General features: G+C 44.9%; 9 protein-coding genes. 5 read left to right on the top strand and 4 right to left on the bottom strand.

From position 1 onward, the window contains the following. Positions 1-2 precede the first annotated feature (2 nt). From MHH49_RS25685 to MHH49_RS25665, 5 genes are all read left to right on the top strand, one after another. Positions 3-1,745: a hypothetical protein gene (locus tag MHH49_RS25685; RefSeq protein ID WP_341031573.1), complete on the top strand. Its 1,743-nt coding sequence runs from the start codon at positions 3-5 to the stop codon at positions 1,743-1,745. Between the two features lie 227 nt (positions 1,746-1,972). After that, the gene (locus MHH49_RS25680) at positions 1,973-5,323 is read left to right on the top strand and encodes a glycoside hydrolase family 9 protein (protein WP_341138621.1); all 3,351 of its coding nucleotides are present in this window, start codon (positions 1,973-1,975) and stop codon (positions 5,321-5,323) included. 121 nt (positions 5,324-5,444) lie between these two features. Further along, entirely contained in the window at positions 5,445-6,404 is a 960-nt protein-coding gene (locus MHH49_RS25675; protein ID WP_038574490.1) for an ABC transporter permease, read from the top strand. A 13-nt stretch (positions 6,405-6,417) separates the two neighbouring features. Continuing rightward, a complete protein-coding gene (locus MHH49_RS25670; protein WP_038571187.1) occupies positions 6,418-7,353 on the top strand; it encodes a carbohydrate ABC transporter permease in 936 nt (311 codons plus the stop codon). A 90-nt stretch (positions 7,354-7,443) separates the two neighbouring features. Continuing rightward, complete coding sequence (locus MHH49_RS25665; RefSeq protein ID WP_340951013.1) at positions 7,444-9,006, top strand: ABC transporter substrate-binding protein; 1,563 nt, start codon at positions 7,444-7,446, stop codon at positions 9,004-9,006. A 101-nt stretch (positions 9,007-9,107) separates the two neighbouring features. On the opposite strand, the gene MHH49_RS25660 is transcribed toward MHH49_RS25665, so the two are convergent. The 4 genes from MHH49_RS25660 to MHH49_RS25645 all read right to left on the bottom strand — a co-directional run bounded on the left by MHH49_RS25660 (position 9,108) and on the right by MHH49_RS25645 (position 14,465). Next, positions 9,108-10,868: an ABC transporter ATP-binding protein gene (locus MHH49_RS25660; RefSeq protein WP_076316420.1), complete on the bottom strand. Its 1,761-nt coding sequence runs from the start codon at positions 10,866-10,868 to the stop codon at positions 9,108-9,110. Next, positions 10,868-12,619: an ABC transporter ATP-binding protein gene (locus MHH49_RS25655; RefSeq protein ID WP_076105747.1), complete on the bottom strand. Its 1,752-nt coding sequence runs from the start codon at positions 12,617-12,619 to the stop codon at positions 10,868-10,870. The genes MHH49_RS25660 and MHH49_RS25655 overlap by 1 nt, the downstream gene beginning before the upstream one ends. Before the next feature lie 119 nt (positions 12,620-12,738). Further along, entirely contained in the window at positions 12,739-13,794 is a 1,056-nt protein-coding gene (locus tag MHH49_RS25650) for a HAMP domain-containing sensor histidine kinase (protein ID WP_341138620.1), read from the bottom strand. Continuing rightward, positions 13,791-14,465, bottom strand: coding sequence for a response regulator transcription factor (locus MHH49_RS25645; RefSeq protein ID WP_341138619.1), 675 nt, complete (start codon positions 14,463-14,465; stop codon positions 13,791-13,793). Before MHH49_RS25645 ends, MHH49_RS25650 begins: the two co-directional genes overlap by 4 nt. Positions 14,466-14,749: the final 284 nt, after the last annotated feature.

Here is a 14,749-nt window from a genome sequence, read left to right as displayed (position 1 = left end):
CGGTGAAGAAGCAAAAAAGAAAGGCCAGATTTCTATGGGCAGTTCTGAGCGGAGTACTGCTAGTTTCCGGCTGTTTAAGTAACACAGGGAAAACGGCACAGAACAGTACATCCATTGGGGAAACGAAGCCGGTATGGGACTTTAAATACGATCCGCCTATAACCATCACAACAGGAATCGTGGACGAGAATCGGCCTAACGCATTCAAGCCAGATGAGAGCCTTACAGACAACGTGCACACCCGCTGGATGGAAGATAATCTGGGAATCGTCACGAAGTTTGATTGGATTGTCAGCAAGTTCGAGGATGCAGATACCAAAATTCGGCTGGCGCTGGCTGTGAATGGCAAGCTGCCGGACACCCTTAGCGCTGAAGGAGACATCCTGAAGTATCTGCTGAAAGCCGACAAGCTGCTTCCGCTGGATGATGCCATCGAGAAGTATGCGCATCCTAAGCTAAAAGAAGCGCTCGAGAAGTACGCTTATACTATGGCAGAAGTAACCAAAGACGGCAAGATATATGGACTTCCCCGTTTTAGTGCAGGAGATGAGGGAACGGTCATGTGGATCCGTAAGGATTGGCTTGAGAAACTGTCGCTGAACCCGCCTACGACGATAAGTGAGTTGGAGAACGTGCTGAAGGCATTTTCTGAACAAGATCCTAATGGGAATGGCGAAGATGACGAAGTTGGTCTGGCGGTTCCGCTAAAGGAAGGTCCCTGGAGCTGGATGGGGCAGACAGATGCGATCGCCGGAGCTTTTTCAAGGCAGATGATTAGCACGTCTGACATCAAACTGTTCTGGAATGAGGACGAGAAGGGCAGCTTGATCTTTGGCGCCGTACATCCGGATGCTAAGAAATACCTGGAAACGATGGCGTCCTGGATGGCGAAGGGCTACATGGACAGGGATGCAGGCATGCAGGACCCGAGCCAAGCGTCCGAACTGGCGGTTAACGGAATGGCTGGTGTCATGTTCGGCCCGTTTTGGATGGGAGCCTGGCCGCTCGGCGATACAGTGAAGGTCGACCCGGAAGCGGATTGGGAGGCTTATTCCCTTCCTGCCGGACCGGATGGGTTAAAGGGCAAGGCACAAAAGCCGTTGTACGGTATCTATACGGTGTTCAGCAAGGATTTCACGAATATGGAAGCCTGGTTCGCTTATTATAACAAGTTGCTTGCCAAAAATTTCGGACCGGATGATCCGTACTTCGATCCCCGATTCGCACAAGGGTTTCACGAAGGTTACGATTATGTGATCATGAACGACAAGGTCATTACTGTCAATTTTGCGACTGAAGGCGTGCCGAATGATAAGTGGCCGCTTGCGGACGGGTCTTCAATGGATATGCGCTGGATGCTCTATCCGCTAACAGGTGGCGCTCCAGCCTTGCCTTATATGAATGCGGATGCAATCAGAAAATTATCTGAAAATTCGGAAGCCATAGTGACGACGCCGATCGAACAAGCCATTAAAGGTTTGAACTCGGCTCAACTTACGGCGGCTGGGGTGGCGATTGCTGAGCAGGGACTCGAAATCCCGAACCGGTACCACGGACCTTTAACGGACGGGATGGAGAAACACGGAGTGTTCCTGCAGAAACTCGCAACGGAGAGTTATCTGAGCATCATTTATAGCGAGAAGCCGCTCTCCTACTTTGATGAGTTCGTAGTCCAATTTTACAAGAATGGCGGCGACGTAATCACGAGAGAAGTAAATAATTGGTACATGGAAAACAAGCCATAATATTGTGGCTTGTTTTCTTCTATGTTCCTTTATTTCTTCTATATAACAGGATTAACTTATTGAATTAAAATGATTTTATTAGAAAGCGTTTTCAATAAAAAGAGGTGATGGTATACGAAGCTAATCATAGAGTAACTCTCACAACTAAGTGTAAACTTTCGAACTGAGTTTTGTTTGAAGCGGAGCGAAGCAGTTTATGCTCACAAAACTTTTTAGGAGGAGAGGTAATGAGGAAAAAAGTAAGCGTGTTTCTGGCATTAACTATGTTTGTGACTATCTTTTTTTCAAATCCGATCAAGACTAATGCGGCAACCCCCGAAGCGCCTGCAGGATGGAGAGACTTACTAGATTACCAAATATTCAGTAATATATCCGATGGCTGGGCAGGAGATAGCGGGTTTGGATTGGAGACGGAGAACAGCAAGCTGCCCATAGATTCTACAGCAATGTACAATGGATTGCCTTCATTATTGTTGAATGCGAAGTCGCCTACCAGTCCTTCCTGGTACAACGCTTTAATTACGGTTGCCGGCTGGAAAGCGTATGACTTTACCTCTTATCATCCAAATGGATTCCTTGAGTTTAATATCAAAGGAAATGCGGGTGGAGAGTCCTTTTTACTGGGCTTCAAAGACCGGGTATTCGAAAGAGCTGCCGGCAATGAAATTACCACTACAGTAAACATTAACAACTACGTCGACATTACTACAAGTTGGACCCATGTGAAGATCCCGTTAAAGGATCTAATTCAGGTCTCCCAAGGAATTGATGTATCTTCCATAGATGCATTATCCATCAAGAATAATGGTTTTCAACCTTTAAAAGTCTGGCTTAATGACATTAGGGTTACGTCTCCCGATAAGGAAAAAGAGTACGCACCCATCAAGGTCAATCAATTAGGTTATCCCGTAGATGGAGTAAAGCAAGCGCTCGTAACCGGTTTTGAGGATGTGCTCACGGTCGATGCAGGTACTCCGTTTAACGTTATTAACGCCACAAATAATTCCACAGCTTACTCCGGAACGCTTGTACTCACCAAGAATTATGATGCTATTGACAGCGGGGAGCGTATTTTTACCGCCGATTTCACAAATTTAACGATTCCGGGAAAATATTATGTTTCAGTTCAGGGTCTTCAGAATTCGCCCAAGTTCACTATCAGCGAAGCTAACGAAATCTATGAACCCTTTTTAAATGACGTAACGAGATACTTCTATTACCAGAGAACCGGGATTAATATTACCAGCCCATACACTCAAAATTATCAAAGAACAGATTTTACTCCTGACACCGCAGTGCCTTTAATGTCCAATCCTTCCATCAAAAAAGATGTTTCCAAGGGATGGTACGATGCGGGCGATAAAGGCAAGTACGTTAACGCAGGAGCCAAAGCCTTGTCGGATCTCTTCTGGGCCTATGAAATGATGCCGGAGAAATTTACGGACAATCAATTTAATATTCCTGAGAGCGGAAACGGCATTCCCGACATCCTGGATGAGGCAAGATGGGAACTGGAATGGATGCTCAAAATGCAGGATGCTGCAACTGGCGGTTTCTATGCTCGAGTGACCTTTCAGGATGACGACAATATGGTAGACAGAGAAATTATCGATAAGGATACGGTAAGCTCGCGTACTGATATCAAAACGACCGCCGATACAGCTACCGCAGCCGGTGTATTGGCACATGCCTACTTAATGTATCAGAATATTGATCCGGCTTTTGCCCAAAGTTGCTTGGATGCGGCAATAGACGCATGGGGGTACCTGGAAGCACATCCGGAAAATATTCGGACGCCTAACACGGGCAGATGGCCTTACGATGTGACGGATGACGCTTCGAATCGTCTGTGGGCTGCAGGCTCCCTGTACCGATCGACCGGCGATGCCGAATACAACGATTATTTCCTGGCGAATTACACTGATATGGGAATATTTTTTGACGATACCCTTGATTTCGCCAGTGGTTGGGCAAACACCTGGAATACAGGCTTCTTCAGCTATCTGAAAGCCGCTAATCCGGACTCTGGAGTCTTAAGCTGGTATTCGGATAAATTCCAGCAATGGTTCAATGATAAAGTGAGCAGATACAACGACAGCCCTTGGAAAAGCATCATAAAAGATGGTAACTACTATTGGGGAATCACCATGCAGGTTGCGGACACACCGATGGAAATGATCATCGGTACGAAATTGCTGGGAACTTTTGAGAGCAACCGCGCTATCATTAATGAGATTAACAATAGCCAGTTAGACTGGATTCTGGGGCAGAACCCGGTAGGCGTATCTTTTGTATCAGGTTACGGCGATAACAGCGTGAAATATCCGTTCAGCATCATGTATAGAACGGATGGTTTACCTGGTGTACCTAAGGGATATCTGGTCGGAGGACCGAATAAATACTCCAATGACATAACTGTAGGAAACCAGATATCAAGATTTGCAGCCAAAAACTATACCGATAACTTCCAAGAATGGACTACAAATGAACATACCGTTTATTGGAATTCAGGGTTGGTATTCATCGCCGCATTCGCAACCGGAAATAGCAGCAACTCGACCATTAATCCAACGACTGCTGCCTTTGATAAGAAAACCGCAAATCAAGCTGATATTCCGGTGACCCTAACGTTGAACGGCAACACGCTCACCGACATTAAGAACGGTACGACATCTCTGGTTGTGGACACGGACTATACCGTTTCGGGTAACACGGTCACTCTACACAAGAGCTATCTCGCGCAGCAGCCAATCGGCACGGCGAACCTCACTTTCCAGTTTAACGCCGGTTCATCTGCTACGCTATCCGTTGCTGTGAACGATTCGTCGGTTATTAACTCGACGATCAGTCCGACGACCGCTACCTTTGACAAGCAAACCGCGAATCAGACCGACATTCCGGTGACCTTGACGCTGAACGATAACACACTCATCGGCATTAATAATGGCACGACTGCCCTAGTTGCTGGTACGGACTACACCGTATCAGGCACGACAGTGACGATCCAGAAGGCTTATCTGGCTGCCCAACCGGTGGGAACAACGACACTGACTTTCAACTTTAGCACAGGAGCAAGTGCGAATCTTGCGGTCTCCGTGGTCGATACCCCCTCTACCGGAAGTGGTTCTATCACAGTGCAGCAGTACAATTCTCCTGTTACGGCAACGAGCAATTCGTTGAGCCCACGGATAAAGCTGAAGAACACCAGTACAACTGCCATCAATCTGTCCGACGTGAAGCTTCATTATTATTACACGATCGATGGGGAGAAGGACCAGAATTTCTGGTGCGATTGGTCCACTGTCGGCAGTAGCAACGTAACTGGCGCCTTCGTCAAGTTGCCGGCTCCTTTGACAGGAGCTGATCATTATCTGGAAATCGGCTTTACGAGCGGAGCTGGAAGTTTGGCTGCTGGAGACAGCATTGAGCTTCAGATCCGCATGAACAAGACCGATTGGACGAACTACACGCAGACGGGCGATTACTCCTTCGATCCGACCGATTCGACTTACACCGATTGGAGTCATACAACTGGCTATGTCGCAGGCGCTCTTCAGTGGGGAACAGAACCTCAATAAGTAACGTCACAATTGCCATTACGGCTCAATAGCGAAAACCTGAACTCCCCATTACCGCCTAAACAACGGTGTGGGGAGTGTGTAAGACAGTGAAAGGAGTGCAACAACTCTATTGAAAGCTATGCCACTTCCTACAAATAGGAAACCGATACGTACTGTACGTAATTTTTCCATCGTGAAGAATCTTCGTACTTACTGGATGTTCTACGCAATGATGCTGCCGGGAATCGTTCTGCTTGTAATAAATAACTACATCCCTTTGTTCGGGATCGTAATTGCCTTTAAAACAATTAACTACCAGGACGGTATCCTTGGAAGCCCCTGGACAGGGATGAAAAATTTCGAATACCTGTTTGCCTCGAAGGATTCGTACATCATCATTCGCAACACATTGCTTTATAACTCGCTGTTTATTGTATTGAACATGGCGCTTCCACTGGGGTTCGCCTTGATGCTTAACGAGATGAAGAATCGCTTCCTCTCGAAGCTACACCAAACGATCATGTTCCTGCCATACTTCCTGTCGATGATCGTCATCTCGTACTTGGTGTATGGGTTCATGAGCGACGAGCGAGGATACTTCAACGGCACATTGCTGCCGGCGCTTGGTCTTGATTCCGTACGCTGGTACTTCACGAAAGAAGTGTGGCCGATCGTCTTGCCGATCATTAACACGTGGAAAAACATGGGGTACTACACGGTTGTGTACATGGCAGCAATCATTGGTATCGACGAGGAGTACTACGAAGCCGCGACGATAGACGGGGCGAACAAGTGGCAACAGATCAAGAAAATCACGATTCCCTTGATCATGCCTGTCCTCACGATTATGACTTTGCTGCAGGTTGGCCGGATCTTCAATGCTGACTTTGGCCTATTCTTCCAAGTGCCGCGTGAATCGGGGGCATTGTTCCCTGTGACAAACGTTATCGATACCTATGTCTACCGCACCTTCCTGACCGTTGGGGATATCGGACTTTCCTCAGCAGCAGGCCTGTTCCAATCAGTAGTTGGTTTCATCTTGGTTTTTGTATCTAATTGGGTCGTTCGCCGCTTTAATCGCGAGAACGCGCTGTTCTAAGAGAGGAGCCCTTATGACCAATACAAAGAGTAAATCCTTATCTGGGTCCAATCCAAAGAATCAGCTGTCGGGATGGGCGTCAACCCTCATCAACATCTTCTTCGTCATCTATTCGGCGCTCTGTATCCTACCGCTTTTGCTGATTCTTTCGGTATCGTTCTCCGATGAGCAGTCCGTTATGACACACGGATATCGATTTATGCCCGAAAATTTCAATCTGGCAGCCTATCGATTCCTAATGAAAGATATCAGTCAAATCGTTCATTCCTATGGAATCTCACTAACTGTCACGGTGATCGGCACGATACTAAGCGTCATCATAATAGCACTGTATGCGTACCCCATTTCCCGGAATAATTTCCCACAGGCTAAGTATTTTACATTTTTTGTTTTTCTAACGATGCTGATTTCCGGCGGCTTAGTCCCTTGGTACTTGGTATACGTACAGATGCTGGAATTAAAAGATACACTTTGGGCACTGATCATGCCGCTGATCATGTCCGCATTCTGGGTACTGATCATGCGCACTTTCTTTAAGGAGACCGTACCTGAAGCTGTGCTGGAGTCAGCCAAAATAGATGGGGCAGGGGAGCTACGGATATTTATCCGAATTGTCTTGCCCTTATCTCTGCCGGTTCTGGCAACCGTAGCACTGTTCCAAACACTGACATACTGGAACGACTGGTTCCTAAGCCTAATGTTTATTACAGACAACCACAATATATCCGTGCAGTACTTTCTTTACAAGATGATGGTCAACATCCAGTACTTATCCAGTAACCCGAACGCGATGGCTGAAATTACCCGAGCTGGCGGAATGATTAACTTCCCAAGTGAAACCGTGCGTATGGCGATGGTGGTTGTAGGTGTTGGACCTATTGTATTTGCTTACCCGTTCTTCCAGAAATACTTTATCAGAGGCCTGACAGTAGGCTCCGTTAAAGGCTAAGATTGCCGATCACTTACGTGGGCACGGAAACGGCTAAAACCAGTATATGGTTTAGCATATCATTCTATTTTATGGGGGGATTACTTGAAAATGAAGGATACGAAAAGCAAGGCTTCACTGCTTCTCACACTGATGCTTATCTCAGCAGTAGCCACTACGGCTTGCGGCAATTCAAACAACTCGAACAACGCTACACCGGATAATGCCGGAAAAGAAAGCGCCACACCGAGCTCATCAGCGAATTCAACCACCGATAACACATCCAATGAGCCCTCGAAGCTGGAACCCTACAAACTAAAGCTGGTCTACGAAGGAGCTCCACAGGCGGACGAGGCTATCGTCGAGGAAGCGCTGAACAAGATCTTGACCGAAAAAATCAACGCGACGGTAGATATCGCACCAATCGATTGGGGAGCATGGGATGATAAGACTAACCTCATCATCGCTTCTCGAGAGCCCGTAGACATTCTATTTACAGCCTCATGGAACGGGTATGCAAAGAACGTTGCCAAAGGTGCTTACTTAGATCTCGGTCCCTTGCTCGATCAGTATGGCCAGGGCATTAAGGATAGCTTGGATCCAGCTTTTCTCGATGGCTCCAAAATCGGCGGCAAAAATTATGCAGTTCCTACTAATAAAGAATTGGCATCGTCAGGGGGCATTGTGTACCGGAAGGACATTGCCGATGAACTCGGCATCGACATGAGTAAAGTGCAAAAAATCGAAGATTTAGATGCCGTTTATAAGATCGTTAAAGAGAAGAAGCCAACCATGTATCCGCTGTATACAACGGGTGGCACGTTCGCCTCTCACTCTTTTGTGGAATTGGATTTTTTAGGTGATACGACGATACCTGGCGCTATCGATAAGAATGGCACGGAGGCGACAGTCAAACCGGCCGAAGAGTATCCCCAATACTTAAATGCATTAAAAGTAACCCGTGATTTCTTCCAGAAGGGGTATCTAAACAAAGATGCGGCCACTTCCCAAACGTCATCCCTTGATGCTTATAAGACGGGCAACGTATTCTCCACTGTAGAGCCTCTCAAGCCAGGCAAAGCAGAGGAAATCGCATCCGCGACAGGACTTGATGGCAAGCTTGCACAAATTACTTTGACAGGTAAAACGGTCGCCACATCGGAGACTACCGGTGCCATGTTAGCCATCTCATCAACGTCCAAGAACCCGGAACGCGCCATGATGCTGATTAACCTGCTTCATACAGATCAAGAGATTATTAATCTGCTTAACTTCGGTATTGAAGGTACACATTTCACACTTAATGGTAATGTTATGACGCAGACGGAGAAGTCAGGACAGTACGCACCGGGCGTCGCTTGGGAGCTGGGAAATCAGTTCCTCAACTATGTCTGGAGCTCGGAAGCTCCGGACAAGTGGGAGCAGTTCAAAAAGTTCAACGAAGGGGCCAAATCGTCACCAGCGCTGGGCTTCACCTTTGACAGTGAGCCAGTCAAATCAGAAGTTGGAGCACTAGCAAACGTCCTAAGAGAATATCAGAAGATGCTTGAGACAGGCTCGGTTGATCTGGACAAAGAATTGCCAAAATTTATCGCCGCCCAAAAATCGGCCGGACTAGATAAAGTCATTGCTGAAAAGCAAAAACAGCTTGATGAATTCCTTGCCAGTAGGTAATATGCGTTCATAGCGAATAAAGGACCTACTTATTGTTCTGGATAAGAACAATGAGTAGGTCCTTTTGACTTTTGCTATATAATTCATAGTTCAACTAGGATTTAAGAGGCTTGATCAAATTGGCTATTATAAAGCTCAGCATAGAAACCATTTTTGGCAAGTAGTTCTTCGTGGCTGCCGCTTTCCAGGATATCGCCTTCCTTCAGAACCAGAATCACATCGGCGTTCTTAATGGTTGAGAGTCTATGCGCAATAACAAAGGAGGTTCTTCCTTCCATAAGCTTATCCATTGCCTGCTGAATCAAGAGCTCTGTTCTTGTATCGACTGAGCTTGTAGCTTCATCGAGGATGAGCATTGGAGCATTCTTGAGCATCGCGCGGGCGATGGTAAGCTGTTGCTTTTGGCCGGTGGATAAATTAACCTTGTCATTTAGTATGGTATTGTAACCGGCACTTAAGGTCTGAATGAAATGATGCAAGCCTACCGACTTACAAGCATCTTCAACTTCTTTATCGGTTACACCTGTTTTGTTGTACACCAGATTTTCCCTGATAGTGCCCTCAAAAAGCCAGGTGTCCTGCAAGACCATACAGAATAGATCATGGATGTTTTCTCTTGTTAAGCTGCTGATGGGGGTATCATCAATATAAATCTCTCCGCCCTTTAATTCATTAAACCGTATTAGAAGATTTATCAGTGTAGTTTTACCTGCGCCGGTAGGGCCGACTATAGCAATTTTTTGCCCAGGCTTAATCTCTGCAGAAAAATCTTTAATCACAAGTTTATCTGAATTTTCATAAGCAAATTGCACATGTTCAAAATCCACTTTGCCCGTTGCAGTTTTAAGATGTCTTTCTTTATGACTTTCATTGTCCATTTCATCAGCATCGAGGAACTCGAAGACACGTTTGCTTGCCGCGGAAGCCGATTGCAGACTTTGTGCGGCTTGAGCAATTTGAGAGAGCGGTTGTGTAAAATAACGCACATACAGTATAAAGGCTACAATGACCCCAAAGGATATCGTTCCGTTCATAGCAAGTACAGCACCAACGACACAAACGGCCACAAAACCTAGATTGCCTATAAACATCATAATCGGCATCATAAGACCAGAGAGGAACTGCGCTTTAAATGCACTATCTTTAAGATTCATATTCAGGGATTCAAATGTATTGCGCATTTGTGATTCACCATTGTAAGCTTTCACTACAGTATGTCCTGTATATACTTCCTCCACATGACCATTGATTTTCCCTAAGTATTCTTGCTGACTTTGAAAATACTTTTGGGATTTTTTCATAATTGCCGCTATGAGGCCAAAGCCAATGATAGTTGCAACAACCGCCGTAATAGTCATGATCACATTTGTTTTGAACATCATGATGATGGATCCCGTAAAGAGGGCAAGGGCAGTTACCAGTGTGCCGACGCTTTGGTTTAAAGCTTGCCCGATCGTATCCACATCGTTGGTAACCCGGGACAGAATGTCACCGGTTGTAGAATTATTATAATAAGAAATCGGAAGTTTGTTCATTTTGCGTGAGAGATCGGCTCTTAAGTTTTTGGAGACCTTTTGCGTAACTGCGGACATAATTAATCCTTGTACCAAAGATAACACAGCGCTAAGGATATAGATAAATACAAGGAAAAGGCCGATAGAAGTTACTGCTTCCATATCAATTCCGGTGACGAGGCCCGCCGTGATCAAGTCTGTCATCTCCGAAAGCTTATCCGGTCCAAGCAAAGTCAGAACCGTACCGATTGCTGCACTAATAATAGCTATAAGGACTACAGGGATATATTTTCTGCAATAGTGGAGAAGTTTGCTCCACGTGTTGAGTTGCTCTTTGCTTTTGTTCATTAAGCTAGCTCCTCCTTTGAAAGTTGTGAGTAAGCAATCTCTTGGTAGACATCACAGGTCTGCATCAATTCATCATGTGTTCCCATGCCTGCCATTCGTCCGGCTTCCAGTACAATGATTTTATCTGCGTCTTTGATTGTACCGATCCGCTGCGCAACGATTAGTATCGTCGTACCGCTAGATTTCTTCTTCAATTCACTACGCAATTTGCGATCCGTCTTATAATCAAGCGCTGAGAAGGAATCGTCGAAGATCAATATTTCAGGACGACGGGCAATGGCTCGGGCAATGGAAAGACGTTGCTTTTGACCGCCAGACAAGTTCGTACCGCCTTGAGAGACATGAGCCTCGTAGCTTCCTTCCATCTTTTCAACAAAATCTGAAGCTTGAGAGGTGTAAATGGCATCTACAACATCAGAGGACAGATCACTGCCATTGTCGCCAAAAGCAACATTAGAGCTCACCGTGCCGCCAAACAAAATCGCTTTCTGAGATACATATCCCATTTTATTGCGCAGTGCAGTTTGCTCATATTGGTTAACATTAATACCGTCCACCAACACTTCACCTGCTGTAGCATCATAAAAGCGAGGGATCAGGTTCACTACAGTACTTTTTCCGCATCCGGTTGAACCGATGAAGGCCACAGTTTCTCCTTTTTTCACCGTAAAGCTGATATCCTCAATAACGTATTCTTCTGCATCCGGATATTTAAAGCTGACTTTTTTGAATTCGACTTCACCCAACCGATTTGTCTTGGAGGTAGTAAGTGATCCGTTCTCTAAGCTTGGCTTAGTATCCAACACTTCATTGATTCTTTTAGCGGATACATGGGCACGAGGCATCAGGATAAAAATCATGATCAGCATCATGAATGCCATAACCACCTGCATCGCATAGGATGAGAAGACAATCATATCTGAAAATAAGCCCATCTTCGCCGTACCATTGGCATTTTGAATTAAAATAGCACCAATCCAATATATTGCGAGACTTAAACCGCTCATAATGAGAGAAATACTTGGCATCATCATGGACAGTACATTGTTGGCAAATAAATTCGTTCGGGTAAGCTCGCTGTTGGCTACGCTAAATTTATCTTCCTGGTAACTTTCCGCATTATAAGCACGAATGACACGAAGGCCTGTAAGATTCTCTCTTGCAACACGATTAAGATTATCAGTCAGTTGCTGCAATTTTTGGAATTTCGGAAGCACAAGCACGATCACTATGCCGACAATAAGAATCAATACCCCAATGGCGACACCGGTAGCAAGCGACCACTGCCAACTCTTGCCTGTAATTTTGAGCATTGCCCAAACGGCAAGGATGGGAGCCTTCACCAGCAGTTGCAGACCAATGACAATCAGCATTTGCACTTGTGTAATGTCATTCGTTGAACGGGTAATTAAACTAGCTGTAGAGAAGTTGTTGATTTCTTCCATAGAAAAAGACTGTACCTTATCAAACAATTTGGAGCGTAATCTTGAAGAGAAGTTAGCGGCAATTTTAGCGGCGATCCCTGCCACTATGATTGATGTGGCTAAGCTGCCGAGGGCACAGAGCAACATCCAACCTCCGGCTGCAATGATTTCGCTCATTTCGCTTCCTGGTATCTGTACAAGACGAGTAATCTCGCTCATATAACCGGGCAATTCCAGATCCAGCCATACCTGTGTAACAATGAATAGGATGCTGATACCGATTAGGGTCCATTCCTTCGGTTTTAAGTACTTAAGTATAGTTACCATACATCTGACTCCTTTATGTGGTGTTGCTTATATGATAACGAAAGAAGATAAACTGAAAGTTAACTTTTCTGAAAAATGAAAAAACCCTGAAAGAACGATGAGGTTCTCCAGGGCTCGTACTATATTCCAATCGGAATCGTTACTGTAAATGTGGTTCCTTGTAATGGAATGCTTTCGCAAGAAATGGTTCCATTGTGTAGATGAATGATTTTTTTAACGATTGCTAATCCAAGTCCATTGCCTGCAGTCGAGTGGGAAGTATCCTGCTGATAAAATTTATCGAATATCTTGGGAAGAGCCTCAGGATGAATACCGCTTCCGCAGTCACGAACTAGAATCACCAGGTTATCTTCGTTTTTCTTCATGGTAACTTCAATTTCGCCATGTTCAGGAGTGAATTTGATCGCGTTATCCAATAAATTTAACCAAACCTGATTTAAAAGCTCTTTATTGCCAGAGAGTTCATAATCCTGAATATTAACATTCAGCTTCAGGTGCTTCTTCTCAAATTTGGCAGCCAGCAAAAGCACAGATTGGCGAATTTGTTCCCCAACGTTAAACCTCATTTTGTTTGTCAGAATCTTTTGCGTCTCAACCTGCGTCAGCTCCAGTACATTCGAAGCAAGGGAGGCAAGTCTGGTCGACTCCTCAATGACAATATCTAGATATTCATTCCGTTCTTCTTTGGTAAGATCATCGTTCTTTAAGACTTCGGCAAACCCTTTAATAGATACAATCGGTGTTTTGAATTCATGGGAAAAATTATTCACAAAATCGGTTCGCAGAATTTCGATACCCCCAAGCTCTTCAGCCATCCGGTTAAAATTCTCTGATAAAATTTCAAACTCTGGCGGGCTTTTGAGCTGGAGCCGCATGGAGAAGTCACCGCTGGCAAGACGCTCTGTGGCCTCAATAAATAACCGGATGGATTTTACCATTTTCCGGCTTGTGATGGCTGATATCGTGGTACCGATAATTGTACAAGCGATTAATACCATTATAGGTAGTACGAATCCATCCTGGGCAAGCTCTTCGTTCAACAAACCAAAAACTTGTGCGAGAAAGAAGAGTAGTCCTGTAATCACAACGGTAATAAGAAAGATGAAAAATATGATAAGGGAAAAATAGATGGGAAGGCTGATTCTGTTGTTAAGCTTGTTACTTATTTTGCTCACTGGCTTCGCACCGCCTTGTATCCAAGACCTCTGACGGAAACCAGTTCAAACTCTGGATAAGAGTCAAACCGTTTCCGCAGACGATTGATGTGCACATTAACGGTTGTATCCGTACTTTCACTTTCCATGCCCCATATTTCGTCCATAAGCTGGATGCGCGTGAAAATCCGTTCAGGATAGGACAATAACTTATACAACAAATAGAATTCTTTTTGCGGAAGCGTTTGTTTCTCGTCCTCCCGGGTTACTGTCAATGCGTCATAATCAAGGATCACTTTACCCACTACTAATTTACGGGCACTTGCGATTTGCGAACGGCGAAGCAGCGCTTGGATTCTGAGCAGCATTTCTTCGGTATCAATGGGTTTGGTCATATAATCATCAGTTCCAATCCGGAACCCCTTTTTCTTATCTTCAGGCAGCTGTTTTGCTGTAGCCATAAGAATGGGGACCAAGCTATCGGCAGCTCTTACTTCCTTGGCGAATTCATAACCATCCATATTAGGCATCATAATATCCAGAATGATCAGATCAATATGTTGTGAATCTAGGACCTCCAAAGCTTTAACTCCGTCTTCAGCAGTTACTACATCGTATCCTTCGCGTTTCAGAACAGCTTCAAGAAGTCTTCTTACATGCTTATCATCTTCAACAACGAGTATGTTAATCATTACTGTTCACTCCAATAGTAGGTTTGTATCCATTATTACCTGTGGGGATTTTGTTTTAAAGGGAGCAGAATCAATATTTATCTAATCTTAAGATTTGGTTTGAAATCCTTGTAGTCGCTATAAAGTGACTCATACATAGGGAGGTTTCAATGAAATGAGAGGAATAGGCAATGATTTAATACTATTATGATATCTGTTTTGTGAAAAATTGTTGCATACTAAAATAGTACCCAAACTAATTTAGCTGGATTAACGTGCTGAAAATAATGCAGACTACGTCGAAC

Source organism: Paenibacillus sp. FSL F4-0122, assembly GCF_038002845.1.
GTDB classification, from domain to species: domain Bacteria; phylum Bacillota; class Bacilli; order Paenibacillales; family Paenibacillaceae; genus Paenibacillus_AQ; species Paenibacillus_AQ odorifer.
This window is presented reverse-complemented; position numbering and strand designations above follow the sequence as displayed.